General features: G+C 73.8%; 23 protein-coding genes. 16 read left to right on the forward strand and 7 right to left on the reverse strand.

What is annotated here, in order from left to right:
• Window positions 1-84: 84 nt before the first annotated feature.
• Window positions 85-270, reverse strand: coding sequence for a hypothetical protein (locus tag ACFQPP_RS12920; RefSeq protein ID WP_376917048.1), 186 nt, complete (start codon window positions 268-270; stop codon window positions 85-87).
• A gap of 71 nt (window positions 271-341) precedes the next feature.
• Between ACFQPP_RS12920 and ACFQPP_RS12925 the strand changes: the two genes are divergently transcribed.
• Window positions 342-791, forward strand: a complete 450-nt coding sequence (locus tag ACFQPP_RS12925) for a GNAT family N-acetyltransferase (protein WP_376917049.1) — start codon at window positions 342-344, stop codon at window positions 789-791.
• A gap of 321 nt (window positions 792-1,112) precedes the next feature.
• Window positions 1,113-2,804 (forward strand): ATP-binding cassette domain-containing protein, encoded by a 1,692-nt coding sequence (locus tag ACFQPP_RS12930; protein ID WP_376917050.1) that lies wholly within the window; start codon window positions 1,113-1,115, stop codon window positions 2,802-2,804.
• Between the two features lie 17 nt (window positions 2,805-2,821).
• Here the strand turns inward: ACFQPP_RS12930 and ACFQPP_RS12935 are convergent, their stop codons facing one another.
• Entirely contained in the window at window positions 2,822-3,169 is a 348-nt protein-coding gene (locus tag ACFQPP_RS12935; RefSeq protein WP_376917051.1) for a hypothetical protein, read from the reverse strand.
• A gap of 91 nt (window positions 3,170-3,260) precedes the next feature.
• Here ACFQPP_RS12935 and ACFQPP_RS12940 point away from each other — a divergent pair, with 91 nt between their 5' ends.
• Window positions 3,261-5,021 (forward strand): DEAD/DEAH box helicase, encoded by a 1,761-nt coding sequence (locus ACFQPP_RS12940; protein ID WP_376917052.1) that lies wholly within the window; start codon window positions 3,261-3,263, stop codon window positions 5,019-5,021.
• A 19-nt stretch (window positions 5,022-5,040) separates the two neighbouring features.
• Here ACFQPP_RS12940 and ACFQPP_RS12945 read toward each other — a convergent pair whose 3' ends face one another.
• Window positions 5,041-5,934: a hypothetical protein gene (locus tag ACFQPP_RS12945; protein WP_376917053.1), complete on the reverse strand. Its 894-nt coding sequence runs from the start codon at window positions 5,932-5,934 to the stop codon at window positions 5,041-5,043.
• On the opposite strand from ACFQPP_RS12945, the gene ACFQPP_RS12950 reads away from it, so the two are divergent.
• The 4 genes from ACFQPP_RS12950 to ACFQPP_RS12965 all read left to right on the forward strand — a co-directional run bounded on the left by ACFQPP_RS12950 (window position 5,933) and on the right by ACFQPP_RS12965 (window position 8,836).
• Window positions 5,933-6,220, forward strand: coding sequence for a DUF1540 domain-containing protein (locus ACFQPP_RS12950; protein WP_376917054.1), 288 nt, complete (start codon window positions 5,933-5,935; stop codon window positions 6,218-6,220). The two genes, ACFQPP_RS12945 and ACFQPP_RS12950, sit on opposite strands and share 2 nt — an antisense overlap.
• 120 nt (window positions 6,221-6,340) lie before the next feature.
• A complete protein-coding gene (locus tag ACFQPP_RS12955) occupies window positions 6,341-7,027 on the forward strand; it encodes a hypothetical protein (RefSeq protein WP_376917055.1) in 687 nt (228 codons plus the stop codon).
• A 1-nt stretch (window position 7,028) separates the two neighbouring features.
• Window positions 7,029-7,907, forward strand: a complete 879-nt coding sequence (locus ACFQPP_RS12960; protein WP_376917056.1) for an alpha/beta hydrolase family protein — start codon at window positions 7,029-7,031, stop codon at window positions 7,905-7,907.
• Window positions 7,908-8,005: 98 nt separating this feature from the next.
• Window positions 8,006-8,836 (forward strand): aldo/keto reductase, encoded by an 831-nt coding sequence (locus tag ACFQPP_RS12965; RefSeq protein ID WP_376917057.1) that lies wholly within the window; start codon window positions 8,006-8,008, stop codon window positions 8,834-8,836.
• Between the two features lie 157 nt (window positions 8,837-8,993).
• On the opposite strand, the gene ACFQPP_RS12970 is transcribed toward ACFQPP_RS12965, so the two are convergent.
• A complete protein-coding gene (locus ACFQPP_RS12970; protein WP_376917058.1) occupies window positions 8,994-9,659 on the reverse strand; it encodes an alpha/beta family hydrolase in 666 nt (221 codons plus the stop codon).
• 91 nt (window positions 9,660-9,750) lie between these two features.
• On the reverse strand, window positions 9,751-11,304 hold the full coding sequence (locus tag ACFQPP_RS12975; protein WP_376917059.1) for a dolichyl-phosphate-mannose--protein mannosyltransferase: 1,554 nt from the start codon (window positions 11,302-11,304) through the stop codon (window positions 9,751-9,753).
• Window positions 11,305-11,366: 62 nt separating this feature from the next.
• On the opposite strand from ACFQPP_RS12975, the gene rsmI reads away from it, so the two are divergent.
• The 4 genes from rsmI to ACFQPP_RS12995 all read left to right on the forward strand — a co-directional run bounded on the left by rsmI (window position 11,367) and on the right by ACFQPP_RS12995 (window position 14,787).
• The gene (gene rsmI, locus ACFQPP_RS12980; RefSeq protein ID WP_376917060.1) at window positions 11,367-12,191 is read left to right on the forward strand and encodes a 16S rRNA (cytidine(1402)-2'-O)-methyltransferase; all 825 of its coding nucleotides are present in this window, start codon (window positions 11,367-11,369) and stop codon (window positions 12,189-12,191) included.
• Between the two features lie 74 nt (window positions 12,192-12,265).
• Entirely contained in the window at window positions 12,266-13,804 is a 1,539-nt protein-coding gene (gene metG / locus ACFQPP_RS12985; protein WP_376917061.1) for a methionine--tRNA ligase, read from the forward strand.
• Entirely contained in the window at window positions 13,801-14,247 is a 447-nt protein-coding gene (locus tag ACFQPP_RS12990; protein ID WP_376917062.1) for a gamma-glutamylcyclotransferase family protein, read from the forward strand. Before metG ends, ACFQPP_RS12990 begins: the two co-directional genes overlap by 4 nt.
• A 72-nt stretch (window positions 14,248-14,319) precedes the next feature.
• Window positions 14,320-14,787, forward strand: coding sequence for an SRPBCC domain-containing protein (locus ACFQPP_RS12995; RefSeq protein ID WP_376917063.1), 468 nt, complete (start codon window positions 14,320-14,322; stop codon window positions 14,785-14,787).
• A gap of 19 nt (window positions 14,788-14,806) precedes the next feature.
• Here the strand turns inward: ACFQPP_RS12995 and ACFQPP_RS13000 are convergent, their stop codons facing one another.
• Both ACFQPP_RS13000 and ACFQPP_RS13005 read right to left on the reverse strand, forming a co-directional pair.
• Window positions 14,807-15,187, reverse strand: coding sequence for a hypothetical protein (locus ACFQPP_RS13000; protein WP_376917064.1), 381 nt, complete (start codon window positions 15,185-15,187; stop codon window positions 14,807-14,809).
• Complete coding sequence (locus ACFQPP_RS13005; RefSeq protein WP_376917065.1) at window positions 15,187-15,714, reverse strand: hypothetical protein; 528 nt, start codon at window positions 15,712-15,714, stop codon at window positions 15,187-15,189. The genes ACFQPP_RS13000 and ACFQPP_RS13005 overlap by 1 nt, the downstream gene beginning before the upstream one ends.
• Window positions 15,715-15,962: 248 nt before the next feature.
• Here ACFQPP_RS13005 and ACFQPP_RS13010 point away from each other — a divergent pair, with 248 nt between their 5' ends.
• From ACFQPP_RS13010 to ACFQPP_RS13030, 5 genes are all read left to right on the forward strand, one after another.
• Entirely contained in the window at window positions 15,963-16,787 is an 825-nt protein-coding gene (locus ACFQPP_RS13010; protein WP_376917334.1) for a TatD family hydrolase, read from the forward strand.
• The gene (rsmA, locus tag ACFQPP_RS13015; protein ID WP_376917066.1) at window positions 16,778-17,617 is read left to right on the forward strand and encodes a 16S rRNA (adenine(1518)-N(6)/adenine(1519)-N(6))-dimethyltransferase RsmA; all 840 of its coding nucleotides are present in this window, start codon (window positions 16,778-16,780) and stop codon (window positions 17,615-17,617) included. The genes ACFQPP_RS13010 and rsmA overlap by 10 nt, the downstream gene beginning before the upstream one ends.
• 107 nt (window positions 17,618-17,724) lie before the next feature.
• The gene (locus ACFQPP_RS13020) at window positions 17,725-18,645 is read left to right on the forward strand and encodes a 4-(cytidine 5'-diphospho)-2-C-methyl-D-erythritol kinase (protein ID WP_376917067.1); all 921 of its coding nucleotides are present in this window, start codon (window positions 17,725-17,727) and stop codon (window positions 18,643-18,645) included.
• Between the two features lie 27 nt (window positions 18,646-18,672).
• Window positions 18,673-18,945: a DUF3467 domain-containing protein gene (locus ACFQPP_RS13025; RefSeq protein ID WP_376917068.1), complete on the forward strand. Its 273-nt coding sequence runs from the start codon at window positions 18,673-18,675 to the stop codon at window positions 18,943-18,945.
• A 66-nt stretch (window positions 18,946-19,011) separates the two neighbouring features.
• Window positions 19,012-20,808, forward strand: coding sequence for an ABC-F family ATP-binding cassette domain-containing protein (locus tag ACFQPP_RS13030; protein WP_376917069.1), 1,797 nt, complete (start codon window positions 19,012-19,014; stop codon window positions 20,806-20,808).
• Window positions 20,809-20,844: the final 36 nt, after the last annotated feature.

Raw genomic sequence — 20,844 nt, forward strand, 5'->3', positions numbered from 1 at the left:
GCGGTGCGTGCGCGCGTTCGCCGAGGACGTGGTCCGCGAGGGGCCGGCGTGCGGCTCGGCGCCGGCACGCGCGACGGGCGTGCGCTACTCGGGCAGCTCGCCCGGCTCGAGGCGCTGCTGCCTGCGCCACATGTCGCCGTAGCCGAGGCGGTCCATGTAGCGCTCGACGAGCTCCTCCTCGTCGAGCTGGCCCTTCGTGTACGCGTCGAGGTCGGCCTGGAACGCCGGCGTCACCGGTGGCATCTCGGCGGGGATCTCGGGGTCGGACATCGTGCCACCTTCCGTCGCGTGGATGCTAGCGAAGCCGCCCGCCCGCAGCCTGTGGATGACAGCATCGGGGCATGCCCGTGACGATCAGGCCCCTCCGCACCGACGACCGCGAGCAGTGGGCGACGCTGTTCCGCGCGTACCGCGACTTCTACCGGCTCGAGCCCGACGAGGCGGTGGTCGAGCGCGTGTGGTCGTGGCTGACGGATGCGGACCACGAGGTGCGCGGTCTCGTCGCCGATGCCGACGGCGAGCTCGTCGGCATCGCGCACCACCGACGCTTCGCGCGGCCCTCGACCGGCACCGTCGGCGTCTGGCTCGACGACCTGTACGCGGCTGAGTCGGCGCGCGGCACGGGCGTCGGTCGCGCGCTCGTCGCCCATCTCGGCGGCATCGCGGCCCTCGAGGGCGCATCCGTCGTGCGCTGGATCACCGCCGACGACAACGCGACGGCGCAGCGCCTCTACGACCGCGTCGCCACCCGCACGCGCTGGGTGACGTACGACGCGACGCCCGGGGCGTAGCCCCCTCCGGCGCCCTTCGGCGCCCGAGCCCTCGGCGGCGGTGCTCCGTCGTGCAGGCGATCCCTCGGCGGCGGGTGTGCGTCTCGCAGGCGATCCCGGCATGGAGTGGCATGTTCCCTCGGCTGCCGGAATCGCCGGCGAGACGCAGACGCGAACGAGGACGCCGACGCCCCGCGAACGCGCACCCAGGAGCAGATGCGCCGGCGCGGGGGCGCCCGAGCGGCACGCCCACGATGCGCGCAGCACGCATGCCCTAGCCTGGTCGGCTGCCCACCGCGGGTGGCCGGGCCCCGCCCGCCGCACGGACCGCAGGACGCAACCATGGGCTTCATCGACGTCGGCGGCGTCTCGTACGCGCTGCCGGATGGCCGACCGCTGCTGACGGACGTCGGCTTCCGCGTGCCAGAGGGCCGCACGACCGCGCTCGTCGGCGCCAACGGCGCCGGCAAGTCGACGCTGCTGCGCATCGTGCGCGGCGCGCTGCGACCGCACGAGGGCAGCGTGCAGGTGCAGGGCGGCCTCGGCGTCATGGACCAGACCATCGGCGTCGCCGATCGCGCCGACGCGACGGTCGAGGACCTCCTGGTCGCGGTCGCGCCCGAGCGCATCCGGCTCGCGGCGCTCGCGCTGCAGGCGGCGGAGGCGGCGATGCTCGAGCGCGACGACACGAGCACGCAGCTCGCGTACGCCGCGGCGATCGCCGACTACGCGGAGGCCGGCGGCTACGAGCACGAGGTCGTGTGGGACCGCTGCACCATGGCCGCCCTCGGCCTGCCGTTCGAGCGAGCGCGATGGCGCGCGCTCGCGACCTGCTCGGGTGGCGAGCAGAAGCGGCTCGCGCTCGAGGCGCTGCTGCGCGGGCCCGAGGAGGTGCTGCTGCTCGACGAGCCCGACAACGCGCTCGACGTGCCCGGCAAGCGCTGGCTCGAGGAGCGGCTGCGCGAGACGTCGAAGACCGTGCTGCTCGTGTCGCACGATCGGCAGCTGCTCGCGAACGCCGCCGATCGCGTCGTCACGCTCGAGGCGAGCCCCGCGGGCTCGTCGGCGTGGGTGCACGGCGGCGGGTTCGCGACCTATCAGGAGGCGCGCGAGGCGCGCTTCGCCCGTCTCGACGAGCTGCGCAGGCGCTGGGACGAGCAGCACCAGCAGCTCCGCACGCTCGTGCACACCCTGCGCGTGCAGGCGACGATGAGCGACGTCATGGCGGCCCGCTACAAGGCTGCGCAGACGCGGCTCGCGCGCTTCGAGTCGGCGGGGCCGCCCGAGGCGAGGCCGCCTGCCCAGGATCTCGCGATGCGGCTGCGCGGCGCACGCACCGGCAAGCGCGCCGTCGTCTGCACGGGGCTCGAGCTCACGGGGCTCATGCGCCCCTTCGACCTCGAGGTGTGGTTCGGCGACCGCGTGGCCGTGCTCGGTGCGAACGGCTCGGGCAAGAGCCACTTCCTGCGCCTGCTCGCGCACGGCGGCAGCGATCCGGATGCGACGCTCGGCCACGTCACGAGCGTGGGCGCGACGATCGGGCGCGTCGAGCACGAGGGCCGAGCGGTGCTCGGCGCGCGCGTCGTGCCCGGATGGTTCGCGCAGAGCCATGCCGCCGCGGGGCTCGAGGGGCGCACGCTGCTCGACATCCTGCATCGCGGCGACGACGAGCGGCAGGGGATGCCTCGCGAGCCCGCGAGCGCCGCGCTCGACCGCTACGGGCTCGCCCATGCATCCGAGCGTCGCTACGAGCAGCTGTCCGGCGGGCAGCGCGCACGGTTCCGCATCCTGCTGCTCGAGCTCGCGGGCGTCACGCTCCTGCTGCTCGACGAGCCGACCGACAACCTCGACCTCGTCTCGGCGGAGGCGCTCGAGGAGGCGCTCGGACGCTTCGAGGGCACGGTGCTCGCCGTCACGCACGACCGCTGGTTCGCGCGCACCTTCGACCGCTTCCTCGTGTTCCAGGCCGATGGCGAGGTCGTGGAGGCGGATGCCCCCGTGTGGGACGAGGGCCGGGTGGCGCGGACGCGCTGAGGCGCCGCGCGAGCGCGCTACGGCAGGTGCGGCGACGGCGCCGGATCGTCGCGGTCGTCCGTGTCGCCGTCGAGGGGGTTGTCGCCGATGAGGGGCGGCGCCTCCTCGCCGTTCGGGCCGCGGCGCTCGAGCACGAAGACCGCCGCGAGCATGACGGTGAGGCACAGCCCGAGGTAGACCCAACCGATCGTCGCTGCGACGATGCCGCCGAGCGTCACCGTCACGCCGACGATCGACAGCACGCTCCACACGAGCCCGATCGCGACGAGGGCGCCGACCGCCCACATCCACCAGCGCGGACGCGTGCGCCACGCGGCGATCGAGATGGCCACGGCGATGGCGAGCAGTCCGATGGGGAAGTGCATGCTGCGGATGCTACGCCGCGACCGTGCGCGGCGGCTGACCGTGGGTGCGCGCTTCGTGTCGCGTCGGCGGTCAGGGCTACCGTTGGTGCTCATGTCCAGCGAGCCCCAGCACTACGGTTCCTGGGCCGCAGACCACCTCAGCCCCGCGTATCCCGAGCGTGCGGCCTGGGGCACGACGCAGACGCTGCGGGCCTGGCAGCAGGAGGCGCTCGAGCGCTACTTCGAGAGGGAGCCGCGCGACTTCCTCGCGGCGGCGACGCCCGGCGCAGGCAAGACGACGTTCGCGCTGCGCCTCGCCTCCGAGCTGCTGCGACGAGGCGCCGTGCGTCGCGTCACGGTGGTCGCGCCCACCGAGCACCTGAAGACGCAGTGGGCCGATGCGGCGGCGCGCGCGGGCATCCGCCTCGACCCCGGCTTCCGCAATGCGCACGGCGAGGCCGCGCGGCACTACCACGGCGTCGCCGTCACCTATGCGCAGGTCGCCGCGCGGCCGGCGCTGCACGAGCGCATGACGCGCTCGGCCGACTCGCTCGTCATCCTCGACGAGGTGCACCACGCGGGCGACGCGCTCTCGTGGGGCGACGCGGTGCGCGAGGCGTTCGCGCCGGCGACGCGGCGCCTGTCGCTCACGGGCACCCCGTTCCGCAGCGACGACGCACCCATCCCGTTCGTCGAGTACGCGCCCGCCGAGGACGGCGTGCGCTACTCGGCCACCGACTACGACTACGGCTACGCCCGCGCGCTCGCCGACCACGTCGTGCGCCCCGTGCTGTTCATGGCGTACGCGGGCACGATGGAGTGGCGCACGTCGATGGGCGACGAGATGCGCGCGACGCTCGGCCACGAGGACGCGAAGGACATCACGTCGGCCGCGTGGCGCACGGCGCTCGACCCCGGCGGCACGTGGATCCAGCAGGTGCTGCAGAGCGCGGATGCCCGGCTCAGCCAGGTGCGCGAGCAGGTGCCCGACGCCGGCGGGCTCGTCATCGCGACCGATCAGGCGCAGGCGCGCCAGTACGCCGCGATCCTCGAGGGCATCTGCCGCGAGCACGTCACCGTGGTGCTCAGCGACGACGCGGGCGCGAGCGCGCGCATCGAGGAGTTCTCAGCCTCCGAGTCGCGCTGGATGGTCGCGGTGCGCATGGTCTCCGAGGGCGTCGACGTGCCGCGCCTGTCGGTGGGCGTCTACGCCACGTCGTCGGCGACACCCCTGTTCTTCGCGCAGGCGATCGGTCGCTTCGTGCGATCGCGGCGCCGCGGCGAGACCGCGACCGTGTTCCTGCCGTCGGTGCCCGTGCTGCTGCAGCTCGCGGCCGAGCTCGAGCGGCAGCGCGACCACGCGCTCGGCAAGCCCACCGACGACGACGAGCTGCTCGACGACGCCCTCATGGAGGCGGCGGCGAAGCCCGACAAGGAGGAGCGCGAGGAGTCGCCGTTCACGTGGCAGCCGCTGTCGTCGGCCGCGACGTTCGACAAGGTGCTCTTCGGCGACCAGGAGTTCGGGCAGCTCGTCGAGCCCGGCACCGACGAGGAGCACGACTTCATCGGCATCCCCGGCATCCTCGAGCCCGAGGAGGTGTCCGAGATGCTGCAGCGCCGCCAGCGCAGGCAGGCGTCGCGCATCGCCGAGAAGCCCGTGCAGCCGCAGCCCGACGCGCTCTTCCGGTCGCTGCGCGAGGATCGTCAGCTGCTCAACGCGCTCGTGTCGATCGTGGCGAAGAAGCGCGGGCAGACGCACGGCATGGTGCACGCAGAGGCGCGGCGCGTGTGCGGCGGGCCCGAGGTGGCGAAGGCGTCGATGCAGCAGCTGCGCGACCGCATCCACTACCTCCGCCGCGCGATCGACGCCTGACGCGGGGTGCGCGGTTCCGCTAGCCCTGCGGGATCGTGAAGTCGTAGAAGACGACGACGCGGTCGTCGATCGCCACGTCGACCCCGAGCAGCGTGGACTGTGCCAAGGCCTCGGCCTCGTCCCACCCGAGGTACGACGCCGGCATCCAGACGATCTTCCTCGTGGTCGTGCCGTCCGCGGCGGCCGGAGCGACGTGCTCCGGGTAGTCGCCGCCGCCGTCCGCGGCGTAACCGTTGGCCGCGGCCCAGGCTGCGAGCGACTCGTCGGTCGCGGCGCCACCCCCCACGAACGCGATCGACACGTCGAGGATGCGCGGTGTGCCATCCGGGTTCGGCGGTCCGTCAACCAGCGTGGTCGTCGTCACGGTGCAGAAGGTGTCGAGCCCGTCGAGCGCATCGGCGGCGAGGAACGCAGGGCGCGGCATGAGCGCGGCGAGCACCTCCGCGTCTGTGCCGGACATCCCATGGGCGCCGCCCCGGCTCGACTCGACGACGTAGGCGTCTCCGCATTGCGGTGGCTCGGCAACCGGCTCCGCGAACGGCGTCGGTATCGGGGTCGGGGTCGGGGTCGGTGTCGGTGTCGCAGAGGACGTCGGCGCCACCGACGGGGTCGGCGAGGTCACCGCCGACGGCGATGGCGACGCGCCCTGTTCGACGGCGCAGCCGGCGAGCACGACCGCCAGGGCGATGGGGGCGGCGAGTATTCGACGACGCATGGCGGCTCCGTGGTGTCGCGGGCTGTGAAGCCCAGCGTGACCCACCCCGCTGCACGGCGCCTGCACGTCCGCCGCGCGATCGACGCCTGACGCGGGGTGCGCGCGCCGGAGGAAGCGCCGGTCAGGGCAGCCTGTCCTTGCTGGACAGGCGTCGGCGACAGGAGCATCCTCGACGCACGAGCCGAGGAGGATCGCCATGACCATCGAGCAGCTCCCCACCGTGACGTCGTGCACCGCGACGACGTGCGGCTACAACCACGACGGGTGCCATGCGCCCGCGATCACCGTCGACGGCGCCGGCGCCGACTGCGCGACGTTCCTGCCGCTCGGCATCGACGGCGGGCTGCCGAAGGTGATCAGCCACGTCGGCGCATGCCAGCGCCTCGACTGCGTGCACAACCAGTCGGCGCTGTGCCTCGCCGGCGAGGTGCGCATCGCGGGCGGGCAGGGCACCGCGCACTGCGAGACGTACGAGGCGGCCTGATCGCCCCGACCCTGCGGTCGCGCGCGGTCGACGCTCCGCCCGCTCCCGCGCGGTCGACGCCCCGCCCGCTCCCGGGCGAGGCGTCAGCGCGCACCCAGCGCCCGGTGCTTCGCTGAGCGCATGACCCTGCCCCCTCCGCACGGCGCGCCCCTCGCGCCGCCCATGCCGCACGGCGCGCCCTTCGCGCCGCCCACGCCGCACGGCGTGCCGGTGCCCGCGCATCCTGGCGCCCCGCTCGAGCCGCTGCGCGCCGGTCGCCTGCTCGATCGCCGTCACTGGCTGCTCGCGGGCCTCCTCGGCATCACGGGCGGTGCGATCGTGCTGCAGCAGTCGCAGGGCGCGCTCGTCACGCTGCTGCTGCGTCCGGAGGCGTACGGCTGGGATGTGCTGTCGCACCAGCTCGGCATCGTCGTCTTCGGGCTCGCCGCGACGGCGGCGGCGTACCTGCTCGCGCCCGGCGGCATCGTCGGGCGCCTGCTCGGCGTCGTCGTCCTCGTGGTGCTCGTCGCCGCCGGGTTCGTCCTGCAGCAGGCGGTCCTCTCGGGCGCGGGGCTGCCGATGTGGACTCGCTGGGTCGTCTCGGGCTCGTCGCTCGTGCTGCTCGGCGGCGTCGCCGGATGGATCCTCGCCTCCGGCGCGCGATGGTGGGCGTGGGCCGCGGTGCTGCTCGTGCCCGTCCTCGCGGTGGTGCCGACGGCGGGCGCCCGGGCGGGCATCCCGAGCGGCACCGTGAGCTGGCTCATGTCGGGCGCTGCACTGCTCGTCGCGCTGCTCACGCTCGCGCTGACCGTGCCGCGCAGGCGCTGACGTGCTCACGCGACGCGCCCTGCTCGCAGGGCTCGGCGCCGGGGGCGTGCTCGCGCTCGCGGCCTGCGCCGAGGATCCCATCGAGGAGCTCGTCGACGAGGATGGTGGGGTGACCACGACGACGCACGCATACGGCGACGACCCCGCGCAGGTCTGCGACCTCATCCTCCCCTCCGGCACGGCCCGCGCGACGGTGATCCTCGTGCACGGCGGCTACTGGCAGGCCGGCTACGACCGGTCGCTCGAGGCTGCGATCGCCGCCGACCTCGTGGCCGACGGCTACGCGGTGTGGAACGTCGACTACCGCGGCGTCGGCGCAGGCGGCGGTCGCCCCGCGACGTTCGACGACGTCGCGGCTGCGGTCGACCTGCTCGCGACCGTCGGTGCGGATGCGGGCCTCGACGTGTGGCGGGTGGCGATCGTCGGGCACTCGGCGGGCGGCCACCTGGCGCTGTGGGCCGCAGGCAGGCCCACGCTGCCCGAGGGCGTGCCCGGCGCGCGCCCCGTGCTCGTGCCCGTCGCGGCGGCGAGCCAGGCGGGCGTCAACGATCTCGTCACGGCGCAGGAGCAGTCGCTCGGCGGCGGCGCCGTCGCGTCGCTGCTCGAGATCGACCCCGACGCGGCGGTGCCCGCCGACGTCGCGGCGATCGCCTCGCCGGCGCAGATGGTGCCGCTCGGCGTGCCGCAGCTGGTGGTCACGGGCGATCAGGACGTCACGGTGCCTCCGTCGCAGAGCGAGTCCTACGCCGCGACCGCGATCGCCGCGGGCGACGACGTGCGCCTCGAGGTCGTCGAGGGGGAGGAGCACTTCGCGCACCTCGATCCCGGCAGCGCCTCGTGGGCCGTCGTCAAGGCCTGGGTCGAGGAGGTCGTCGGCTGACGACACGTCAGTAGGCTCGTCGACGTCGAGCGCGTCACGCCATCGGCCCGCGGCGACCCTGCGCGGCCCGCGACGCTCGCAGACGAGAAGGAGCATGCATGACGTCCATCCCCACGGTCCAGCTCAACGACGGCACGAGCATCCCGCAGCTCGGGTTCGGCGTGTTCAAGGTGAACCCCGCCGAGACGGAGCGCATCGTCACCGACGCGCTCGAGGCCGGCTACCGCCACATCGACACCGCCGCCGTGTACGGCAACGAGGAGGGCGTCGGTCGCGCGATCGCCGCATCCGGCATCGCCCGCGACGAGCTGTACGTCACGACGAAGTGCTGGAACGACGACCAGGGCCGCACGGCGTCGCGCGATGCGATGGCCACGAGCCTCGAGAGGCTCGGGCTCGAGCGCGTCGACCTGTACCTCGTGCACTGGCCCTGCCCTGAGAAGGGTCTGTGGCAGGAGACCTGGACGACGTTCCAGGAGCTGCAGTCCGAGGGCCTCACGACGTCGATCGGCGTGTCGAACTTCGACCACCGCTACCTGCCGCAGCTGCTCGCCGAGGGCGGTGCGAAGCCCGTCGTCGACCAGATCGAGCTGCACCCGCAGTTCCAGCAGCGCGAGACCGCCGCGATCGCCGCCGAGCACGACATCCTGCTCGAGGCGTGGGGCCCGCTCGGCCAGGGCAAGGTCGACTACGAGTCGCAGGTCGCATCGATCGCCGAGGCGCACGAGAAGTCGTGGGCGCAGGTGCTGCTGCGCTGGCACCTGCAGCACGGCCACATCGTCTTCCCGAAGTCGAACCGCGCCGCGCGCATGCGCGAGAACGCCGAGGTCTTCGACTTCGAGCTCGACGCCGACCAGATGGCGGCGATCGACGCGCTCGACCAGGGCGTCGCGGGTCGCGTCTCGGCCGACCCCGCCGAGGTGAACTGACCGCACGCTGCCTCGAGGGCCCCGGCGCTTCGGCGTCGGGGCCCTCGTGCGTGCACGGGATGAGCGTGGGCGGCACGCCGAGGGTGCATTCCACCCGGCGGCCCGCCCACGCTCATCTCGTGCGCGGCGGGTGGATGCAGCGACCTGGTGCTGCGCGTCAGCCGAGGGTCGCGCGCAGCCAGACCACGATCCGGGGCGCGAGCTCGGCCGCGATGACCTCGGGTGCGCGCTTGCGGCCCTTGACCTCGAACGAGTGCCCGCCGCCCTCGACGGCGTCGATCGTCGTCGACGGGCCGATGCGCGCGACGACGCCCTCGAGCAGGTCGCCGGACGAGAAGGGGTCGTTCGTGCCCTGCACGATGCGGTGCGGCGTCGTCATGCCGTACAGGTGCTCGTCGCGGAGGCGCTCGGGCTTGCCGGGCGCGTGCAGCGGGTAGCCGAGCGAGACGAGCGCGTCGGCGGGCAGGCCCTCGGCGACGGCCATCGTCGCCATGCGGCCGCCGAACGACTTGCCCGCCGCGACGAACGGCACCTGGCCGAGCGCACGGGCGGCGCCCGCCACCGAGCGCCACGCGGCGATCGCGGCAGGCGCACGGTCGGGGAAGCGCCTGCCGGCGGTCACGTACGGGAAGTCGAAGCGCACGACGCGCAGGCCCTGCCCGGCGAGCGCGTGCGCCATCCCTTCCATGAACGCGTGCCGCATGCCGGCACCCGCGCCGTGCGCGAGCGCCACGGTCGCCCAGGCGTCGCCGTCCGGCTCCGACACGATGGCGTCGATGGGCTCGGCGTCGGCATGCGGGATGGCGAGGGGCGCGTCGGTCACGGCACCATCATGCCCGCGGGCGCGGATCTCGCGGTCTCCCGCTCGACGACCGGCCCCGGCGGGCTCGGTGCCGAGCCAGCAGCACCCCGCGTCAGCGCCAGCCGGGCAGCCAGTACCGCAGGCGCAGCGCATCCTCCGGCATCCACACGCCGTACCAGAGCGGCGCGAAGAACACGGCGCCCGCGACGGCGAGCACGACGAGCGCGGCGACGAGGATGCGACCGACGCGGGCCGTCGCGGGTCGCACGCGCCCGTGCACGAGCCGCCACAGCAGGTACGCGAGGCCGACGACGAGGAACGGCTCGAACACGATCGTGTAGAAGGCGAAGATCGTGCGGTCGGGGAAGGCGAGCCACGGCACGTAGCCGGCGGCGACGGCGACGACGAGGAAGGCCGCCGCCCGGTCGAGCCGCGCCCCGATGCGGTAGAGCAGCACGAGCAGGCCCGCGACGGCCGGGAACCAGACGAACGGGTTCGCCAACGCCGTAATGAACGTCATCATGTCGCCGTCGAGGTGCAGCAGGAAGGCGGTGGGGCGCAGCATCGGCAGCCACTGCCACGCGGGGCTCTCGAACGGGTGGTCGTTCGTGAGGCCGACGTGGAACGTCCACATCTGCTCGTGGTAGTGCCACAGGCTCTGCAGCCGATCCGGCACCCAGGCGAGCGCGCCCGTCAGCAGCTCGTCGGGGTGCTCCTCGGCCCAGTCGGACGAGTAGCCGCCGCCGTACCATCCGGTCCACGACGCCAGGTAGACGGCGATGGCGGGCAGCATGAGCAGCACGAGGCTCGTCGGCGCCTGCGTCACGAGCGTGCCGACGTGCCAGCCCCGCACGCCCGCGCGGCGTCGGTCGAGCGCGTCGAGCGCCACCGACCACAGGCCGAAGGCCGCCACGAAGTACAGCCCGGACCACTTCACGGCGCACGCGGCGCCGAGCGCGACGCCGGCTGCGACGATCCATGGTCGCGCCCACAGCGCGGGGCCGAGCCAGGAGCCCGGATGCGCGTGCCGCCATCGTGCGATGCGCGCCGCGGCGCCGAGCCGGTCGAGCAGCAGGGCGCCCGCGCCTGCGAGCACGAGGAGCGCGAGCGTCTGGTCGAGCAGCACCGTGCGGCTCATCACGATCGCCTGCCCGTCGACGGCGAGCAGCAGGCCGGCGAGCGCGCCCCACGTCCACGAGCGGGTGAGCCCGCGCGCGACGAGCAGCGTGAGCGCGACGACGAGGATGCCGACGACCGCGGCGGGCCACCGCCAGGCGACGGGATCCTCGATGCCGCCGAGGCCCATGCCGATGCCGAGGATCCACTTGCCGAGCGGCGGGTGCACGACGAACGACGCCGTCGACTCGAGGGTCGACGAGCCGGCGACGAACGCGGCGTTCGCGTCCTCCGGCCAGCGGCCCTCGTACCCGAGCTGCCACAGCGAGTAGGCGTCCTTCACGTAGTACGTCTCGTCGAAGACGAGCTCGTGCGGTTCGCCGAGGTTCGTCAGCCGCAGCACGGCGGCGAGCGCGACGACGCCGATGGGCGAGGCGAGGTCGATGACGCGGCGCGCGGTCGGCGTCTGCAGCGGTGCGAGCATGCTGCGTCGCGGCGCGGGCTGCGAGGGTGTCGACGGATGCTCGGGGGCGGCATCCGTCGGCGTCACCCGGCGATCCTCCCACGGGCGCCCTCCGTGCGTGCGCACGCGCGTGCGCTTGGATGGACGACATGCTCCTCGTCGCCGCCACGCCCATCGGCAACCTCGGCGACGCGACGACGCGGCTGCGCGAGGCGCTCGCCTCCGCTCCCGTCATCGCGGCGGAGGACACCCGCTCGGCGCAGCGGCTGCTCGCGGCGCTCGACGTGCGGCGCGACGAGCGCCCGAGGCTCGTCGCCGTGCACGAGCACACCGAGGATGCGCTTGCGCCCGAGCTCGCCGAGCAGGCGCGCGACGTCGACGTGCTGCTGCTCACCGACGCGGGGATGCCGACGGTGAGCGACCCCGGCTACCGGCTCGTGCAGGCCGCCATCGCAGCCGGCGTGCCCGTGACGGTGCTGCCCGGCCCCTCCGCCGTGCTCACGGCCCTCGCGCTCTCCGGCCTGCCGACCGACCGGTTCGCGTTCGACGGGTTCCTGCCGCGCAAGCAGGGCGAGCGTCGCGCAGCCCTGCGGGGCCTCGCCGACGAGCGCCGCACCGTCGTGCTCTTCGAGTCGCCCCACCGCATCGCCGACGCGCTCGCCGACGTCGCCCACGTGCTGGGCGACCGGCCCGTCGCCGTCGCGCGCGAGCTCACGAAGCGCTTCGAGGAGGTGCGCCGCGGCACGGCTGCCGAGCTCGAGCCGTGGGCGCGCGAGGGCGTGAAGGGCGAGATCGTGCTCGTCATCGGCGGTGCGCAGCCGGCGCCCGCATCCCTCGAGGACGCGGTCGCCGACGTGCTCGCACGCGTCGCAGCCGGCGAGCGTCTCAAGGAGGCCGCGGGCGCGGTCGCCGAGCGCACGGGTCGAGGCCGCAGCGAGCTGTACGACGCAGCGCTCGCCGTCCGCCGCGGCTGACGACCGCGGCCCGGCGCCGCCCACCGCCTGCGACGCGGCGTCACGCGCCTCGCATCCTTCGTAGGATGGAGGGCATGCCTGAGCGGTTCACGGTCACGACGCCGATCTACTACGTCAACGACGTGCCGCACATCGGCCACGCCTACAACGAGGTCGCCACCGACGTGCTCGCACGCTGGCACCGGATGCGGGGCGACGACACCTTCATGCTCACGGGCACCGACGAGCACGGCCAGAAGATCATGCGCACGGCGATCGCGCACGACACGACGCCGCAGGAGTGGACGGATCGGCTCGTCGAGTCGGCGTGGAAGCCGCAGCTCGAGCTGCTCGACATCGCGAACGACGACTTCATCCGCACGACGGAGGAGCGTCACGCGCGCGGCGTGCGGATCTTCCTGCAGCGCCTCTACGACGCGGGCTGGATCTACCACGGCGAGTTCGAGGCCGAGTACTGCGTCGGCTGCGAGGAGTACAAGACCGCGAACGACCTCGTGCCGGGCACGGGCGAGTACGAGGGTCAGCTCGTCTGCGCCATCCACTCGCGTCCCGTCGAGACGGTGCGCGAGGCGAACTACTTCTTCAAGCTCTCCGAGTTCCAGCAGCCGCTGCTCGACCTCTACGCCGACCGCCCCGACTACGTGCAGCCCGAGCACGTGCGCAACGAGGTGCGCTCGTTCGTGGCGCAGGGGCTCACCGACCTGTCGATCAGCCGGTCGACCTTCGACTGGGGCATCGAGATCCCGTGGGACGACACGCACGTCGTGTACGTCTGGTTCGAGGCGCTGCTCAACTACGTCACCGCCATCGGCTACGGCGTCGACGAGGAGCAGTTCGCGCGCCGCTGGCCCGCGACGCACATCGTCGGCAAGGACATCGCACGCTTCCACGCGGTCATCTGGCCCGCGATGCAGATGGCTGCGGGCATCCCCGTCTCTGACCACGTCTTCGGGCACGGCTGGCTGCTCGTCGGCGGCGAGAAGATGTCGAAGTCGAAGGCGACGGGCATCGAGCCGAGGCAGATCACCGACGTGTTCGGCGTCGACGCCTTCCGCTACTACTTCATGCGCGCCATCGCGTTCGGCTCGGACGGGTCGTTCTCGTGGGAGGACCTCGACGCGCGGTACCACGCGGAGCTCGCGAACGGCCTCGGCAACCTCGCCAGCCGCACGATCGCGATGGTGCAGAGGTACCGCGACGGCGTCGTGCCCGACGTCGCACCCGTGCCGGAGGTCGCCGAGCTGCTCGAGGCGTCGGTGGCGCGTGCGGACGCCGCCATCGACCGGTTCCAGATCCACGAGGCCATCGACCAGGCGATGCGCATCGTCGACCGCCTCAACGGCTTCGTCACCGAGCAGGCACCGTGGGTGCTCGCGAAGGACGATGCGCAGCAGGAGCGGCTCGATGCGGTGCTCGCGACGCTCGTGCAGGGCATCGGCACCGCCGCGATCCTGCTGGCGCCCGTCATGACGCGCGCGACGCAGCAGCTGTGGGCCGCGGTCGGCGGCGAGGGCGCCGTGCTCGAGCAGGACATCCGCTCGGCGCATGCGTGGCGCGGCACGGGCCGCGTCGACACGATCCCGCCCCTGTTCCCGCGGATCGAGGCGCAGTGAGCTCGGTCGACGGCTTCGACCGCGGCGTGCCGGGCGCCGACGGGCCGCTGCTCGACGACCCGTCGATCGCCGACGCGCCGCGTCCGACGCCCGCGTCGCACGCCGTGTTCTCGTTCGGCACCCTGCGGCAGGCCTCGGTGCAGCAGGCGCTCTACGGCGGCACGGTGCCGACGGTGCCCGACTCGCTCGTCGGCTGGCGCCTCACGACCGTGCGCATCACCGATCCGGCAGTCATCGCGGCGTCGGGCAGCGACGAGCACCCGGGCATCGAGCGCTCCGGCGACCTCGCCGACCGCGTCGACGGCGGCGTGCTCACCCTCGACGACGCCGGCCTCGCCGCCACGGACCGCTACGAGTCGGTCGGCTACGAGCGCACGACGGTCGCGCTCGCGTCCGGCCGCGAGGCGTGGATCTACGTGCCGCGCGTCGCCGCCGCCGACTGACCCTCGCGCGCGTCGGGGGAGCGGGCTAGCGTCGACGGGCGACGGCATCCGCCGCACGACCGAGGAGGCACCATGGCGACGACGACCCACGAGCGCGTCGGCGAGCAGAGCATCGTGCATCGCCGCACGTTCCGCGCGACCGTCGAGCAGCTGCAACGCGTGCACACGACCGCCGACCTCCTCGTGCGGTGGATGGGTCCGCGCGGCTCTCGCGTGCGCCTCGACCGCTTCGACGCCGTCACGGGCGGGGCCTTCGACTACACGGTCGAGGTGGGCGAGGGGCGCTACCGCTTCTGGGGGTCGTACCACGAGGTGCTGCCGACGCGGATCACGCACACCTGGCAGTTCGAGGGCGAGCACGGCCTGACGCTCGAGGTGCTCGAGCTCGTCGAGGTCGCACCCGGCCTCGTCGACCTCGTCGTCACGTCGACGTACGGCTCGAAGGCGGCGTGCGACCGCATGGTGGAGTCGGGGCTCGACGAGTCCGGCATGGACTCCGACTTCGAGCGCATCGACGAGCTGCTGGCGCAGCTGGCCTGAGCGAGCGGCGCCGCACGCCTCATCCCGCTGGCTGCGCCACGACCTCCACGTCGTCGCCGAGCCCGCGGATGCGCACGGCGAGCGCCGCTGCGGCATCCACCGGCTCGGGCAGCCGCAGCACGCAGTGCCATGGCACGTCGTCGCCGCGGGCGCCCTTCGCGATCGTCGGCTGCAGCACCGCATCCACGCCCTCGCCGTCGCGCCGGCGGCGTGCGGCGATGGCGACGGGTGGCGCATCGGAGGGCGCGAGCACGGCGACGACGAGCCGGTCGGCGCCCATGCGGCGCGCGACCGGCCCGGCGGCGAGGTCGTGCAGCGCGACGTCGTCCGGCAGGCCGCGCCGCGCGCCGCGCTCGAGCCGGACGCCCTCGACGATGCGCGGCTGACGCTCGTCGACCACTACGGCGCGAGCGGCACGACGGTCGGCTCGGCGCCCTCCTGCAGGCCGGCGACCGTCACCTCGATGGTCTGCGTCGCGTCGACCTCGCCGGAGAGCGGGAACTCCCAGCCGTAGACGCGGAAGTCGGCGGTGCACATGACCTCGCCCAGCGGCGGGGCGAACTCGACGTCGATCGCCGTCTCGCTCTCGACCGTCGCCCCGATCGGTGCCGCGACGCACGCCGAGGAGCCCGAGCCGCCGACCATGACGGTGAGGACCGTGCCCTCCTCCGCCCACTCGACGATCGGGAACGTCTGCGACCCTATGGCGTCGGACAGGCGCGGGTCGTCGTCGGGGATGGGCGTCGGGTCGCCGGCGGCGGGCGGGGCAGAGTCGATCGGGCTCGGGCTCGCAGACGTCGTGGGCTCGTCGCTCGGCTCGCCGGATGCACCGGGGCTCGTGGTCGTCGAGCATGCGGCGGTGCACGCGAGCGCGGTCGCCGCGAGCAGGGCGAGCGCCGTGCGGGTGGTGCGCGTGATGGTGGTCATGTCGGCCTCCTTCGACTGGTTCGAGCATGGCGCAGCGCCGTCGCCGACACCACACAACCGAGCGGGCGAGTCGTTCGTCGCGCCGTCGGCGCGCGGCACCGCCCCGGGTGCGGCGGGCGCGGCATCCGCGCGAGCGGACGGCCCGGCGCGCCTAGGCTTGACGGGTGACGCTGCCCGAAGAGCCCGGACCCCACTCGCTGCCAGGCGGCGAGTACGTGCGCGAGCGAGCCGCGAGCCCCGGCCGCGACATGACGCGCCCGCCCGAGCCGGCACCGCTCGCCGTGCCCGTCTACGACAACCACACGCACCTCGAGATCAAGGACGGCGAGGCCTTCGGACATCGCGAGGCACTCGATGCCGCCGAGCGCGCCGGCGTCGCCGGCGTCATCCAGGTCGGTGGCGACGTGCCGTCGTCGGAGTGGTCGGCAGCGCTCGCCGCCGCCGACCCGCGCGTGCTCGCGGCCGTCGCGCTGCATCCCAACGAGGCGCCCGGCTACGCCGACGCCGGCACGCTGCTCGAGGCGCTCGCGCGCATCGACGAGCTCGCGGCCGAGCCGCGCGTGCGCGCCGTCGGCGAGACGGGGCTCGACTTCTTCCGCACCGGCGAGGAGGGCAGGCGCGCGCAGCACGAGTCGTTCGAGGCGCACATCGACATCGCGAAGCGCCACGGCATCGCGCTGCAGATCCACGATCGCGACGCGCACGACGCCGTCGTCGAGACGCTGCTGCGCGTCGGCGCCCCCGAGCGCACGGTCTTCCACTGCTTCTCGGGCGACGAGGATCTCGCGCGCATCGCCAACGAGCACGGCTGGTACATGTCGTTCGCGGGCACCGTGACGTTCGGCAACGCGAGGAACCTGCACCGCGCCGTCACGGTCGCCGATCCCGAGCTGCTGCTCGTCGAGACCGACGCGCCCTTCCTCACGCCCGCGCCGCACCGCGGACGGCCGAACAGCCCGTACCTCGTCCCCGTCACGGTGCGCGCGATGGCCGAGCGTCGCGGCGTCGACGCCGACGCGCTCGCGGCGCAGCTCACCGAGAACACCCATCGCGCGTACGGGACGTGGGCATGAGCCTGCTGGGCGCCACCGAGATCCGCCGCCTCGCGGCCGAGCTCGACCTCACCCCCACGAAGCGCTGGGGGCAGAACTTCGTGCACGACGCCAACACGGTGCGCCGCATCGTGCGCACCGCCGACGTCGAGGGCCGCTCGGTGCTCGAGGTGGGGCCGGGGCTCGGCTCGCTGACGCTCGGGCTCACCGAGGTCGGCTGCGCCGTGACGGCCGTCGAGATCGACCCGCGCCTCGCGGCACGGCTGCCCCGTACGCTCGTCGAGCAGCAGCCGGGCGCATCGCTCACGGTGGTGCAGCAGGATGCGCTGCTCGTGACGGCGGCCGACGTCGCGGTGGCGCCCGAGGCGGTCGTCGCGAACCTGCCGTACAACGTGTCGGTGCCCGTGCTCATCCACCTGCTCGAGACGTTCGACTCGATCGACCGGATCCTCGTGATGGTGCAGGCGGAGGTGGGGCATCGGCTCGCCGCGCCTCCCGGGTCGAAGACGTACGGCGTGCCGAGCGCGAAGGTCGCGTGGTGGGGGTCGTGGGCGCTCGAGGCCGAGGTGTCGCGCCAGGTGTTCTGGCCGGTGCCGAACGTCGACAGCGTGCTCGTGGGCTTCCGTCGCGGCGAGACGCCGGGCGACGACGTGCTGCGCCGCGCGACGTTCCGCGTGATCGACGCGGCGTTCGGGCAGCGGCGCAAGATGCTGCGGCAGGCGCTCTCGAGCGTGTTCGGGTCGTCGGCCGCGGCATCGAGCGCGCTCGAGTCGATCGGCATCGATCCGACCCTGCGCGGCGAGCAGCTCGACCTCGCCGCGTTCACGCGCGCGGGGGCGCTGCTCGTCTGACGCCTTCCGGCCGTCGGCCGCGACGCGTCGCTCGCGGCGGGGCCCGGGCGGCGCGAGCCTGGGGATGCGTGCAGGCTGCGTGCGCGCGGCGCGGATAGGGTCGGATCGTGGAGTCGAGCGTCGTCAGAGCGAAGGCGCCCGGGAAGATCAACGTCTACCTCGGCGTCGGGTCGCTGCAGGACGACGGCTACCACGAGATCGCCACGGCCTACCACGCGGTGAGCCTCCTCGAGTTCGTCGAGGCCCGCGAGGCCGACGACTTCTCCGTCGCCTTCACGGGGCCGATCGACGCATCCGGGCTCTCCACGGGTGCCGACAACCTCGCGGTGCGCGCCGCGATGCTGCTCGCGCGCCACGCGAAGGTCTCGTCGGGCGTCGCCCTCACGATCGAGAAGCACGTGCCCATCGCCGGCGGCATGGGCGGCGGGTCGGCGGATGCGGCGGCGACGCTCGTCGCGTGCGCCGAGCTGTGGGGGCTGCGCGTCGGTCGCGACGAGCTGCACCGGCTCGCCGCGCGCCTCGGCGCCGACGTGCCGTTCGCGCTGCAGGGCGGCACGGCCGTGGGCACGGGTCGCGGCGACGAGCTGAGCCCCGCGCTCGCGCAGGGGCAGCTGCACTGGGTGCTCGCGTTCTCGGGCGAGGGCCTCGCGACGCCGGAGGTGTACGCCGAGCTCGACGCCCATCGGCTGCGCCACAAGGCCGACATCATGCCCGCCGTGCACCGGCCCGAGGTCGACGCGCGCGTGCTGCAGGCGCTGCGGCTCGGCGACGCGCACATGCTCGCCGAGGTGCTCTCGAACGACCTGCAGCCGGCGGCGCTGCACCTCGTCCCGCGGCTCGCGGGCACCCTCGAGCTCGGCGAGCGCAGCGGCGCCCTCGCCGGCATCGTCTCGGGCTCGGGGCCCACGTGCGCGTTCCTGTGCGCCGACCTCGACTCGGCGCTCGAGGTGCAGGTCGCGCTGTCGGCGGCGCGCATCCCGTCGGTCAAGGTCACGGGTCCCGTCTCGGGTGCGCGACTCATCGACTGACGGCGGCACCTGCGGGATGCTGTCGGCATGACGGATCAGCCCGCGATCAGGTTGCACGTGCCCGAGTCGGCGGCGGGCGGCGTGCTCGCCGACTTCGTCGCCGTCGGCCAGAACGGCACGTACTTCACCCTCGACTTCGCCGCGATCACCGCGCGGCGACCGGATGGCATCGACGCGCAGGTGGTGAGCCGCGTGAAGGTGCTGCCCGACCAGGTGTTCCAGCTCATGCGCGCGCTCAACGAGCAGCTCGCGCACCACGAGGAGGCGACGGGCACGGCGGCGGGGGAGCAGCCGGGCTGACGCGGGCGCCGCTGCGCGGGGAGGCCGCGCCCGGCAGCCGCCGCCAGCCGCCTACCCTGGAGTGACATGGCACATCTCCTCGGCGCCGAGCGCATCCGGCTCGCGCATCCCAACCGCATCGTCTTCGACTCCGTCTCGCTCGGTCTCGACGACGGCGACCGCATCGGCGTCGTCGGCCGCAACGGCGACGGCAAGTCCACCCTGCTGCGCCTGCTCGCAGGCACGCTGACGCCCGACGACGGGCGGGTGACGCATCGCGGCGGCCTGCGCGTCGGCATGCTCGACCAGCGCGACGTGCTCGACCATGAGGGCACGGTGGGCGCGACGATCGTCGGCGACCGCGAGGAGCACGAGTGGGCGGGCGACGCCCGCATCCGCGAGATCGTCGCGGGCCTCGCGGGCGACGTGCCGTGGGATGCGACGATCGGGTCGCTCTCGGGCGGTCAGCGCCGCCGCGTGGCGCTCGCGCGCCTGCTCGCGGGCGACTGGGACGTGCTGCTGCTCGACGAGCCCACGAACCACCTCGACGTGCAGGGCATCGCCTGGCTCGCCGACCACCTCGTGCGCAGGCTCGGCTCGGGCCGCGGCGCGCTCGCGGTGGTGACGCACGATCGCTGGTTCCTGGATGCGGTGTGCACCGACACGTGGGAGGTGCACGACGGCATCGTCGAGCCCTTCGAGGGCGGCTACGCCGCGTACGTGCTGCAGCGCGTCGAGCGCGACCGCATCTCGCGCGTCACCGAGGTGAAGCGGCAGAGCCTCATGCGCAAGGAGCTCGCGTGGCTGCGGCGCGGCGCTCCCGCGCGCACCGCGAAGCCGAAGTTCCGCATCGACGCGGCGACGCAGCTCATCGAGGACGTCCCCGAGCCCCGCGATCGCATCGCGCTCGCGCAGCTCGCCGTGACGCGGCTCGGCAAGGACGTCGTCGACCTGCGCGACGTCTCGGTGTCGTTCGGCGATCGCGAGGTGCTCGACGACGTCACGTGGCTCATCGCCCCCGGGGAGCGCACGGGCATCCTCGGCCGCAACGGCGCGGGCAAGTCGACGCTGCTGCAGCTGATCGCGGGCACGCTGCAGCCGACGAGCGGGCGCGTGAAGCGCGGCGTGACGGTGAAGGTCGCGCAGCTGAGCCAGGAGCTCGCCGAGCTGCGCGACGTCGAGCACGAGCCCGTGCGCACCGTCGTCGGCCGCCTGCGCACGTCGTACGGCTCGGGCGGCGAGGAGATGACGCCCGGGCAGCTGCTCGAGCGGCTCGGATTCCAGTCCGACGAGCTCTCGACGCCCATCCGCGACCTCTCGGGCGGGCAGCGACGACGGCTGCAGCTGCTGCTCATCATCCTCGACGAGCCCAACGTGCTCATCCTCGACGAGCCGACGAACGACCTCGACACCGACATGCTCGCCGCGCTCGAGGATCTGCTCGACTCGTGGGCGGGCTGCCTCATCGTCGTGAGCCACGACCGGTACCTCATCGAGCGCGTCACCGACCAGCAGCGCGCGGTCGTCGACGGCGGGCTGCGGCATCTGCCGGGCGGCGTCGACGAGTACCTGCGCATCGAGGCGGAGGCGGCGGCGCAGCGGGGGCGCACGGCCTCGCCGATGGATGCGCAGCGCGCGCAGCCCGCGACGGAGCGGCTCTCGGGCGCGGAGCGCAGGCAGCTCGAGCTCGAGGTGCGCAGCCTCGAGCGCCGGGTGCAGAAGGCGACGGAGCAGCGGGAGGCGCTGCTCGCCGACTTCGCCGTCGTCGACCAGGGCGACTACGACCGGCTGCTGGCGATGCAGCGCGAGCTCGCGGAGGTCGACGAGCGGCTCGCAGCGCTCGAGGAGTCGTGGCTCGAGGCGGCCGATCGCCTGGAGGGCTGACCCCCAGAGCCTGGGGGACTGGCGCTGCGTACGCAT

This window comes from Agrococcus sp. GCM10030265 (assembly GCF_042666675.1).
GTDB lineage: Bacteria > Actinomycetota > Actinomycetes > Actinomycetales > Microbacteriaceae > Agrococcus.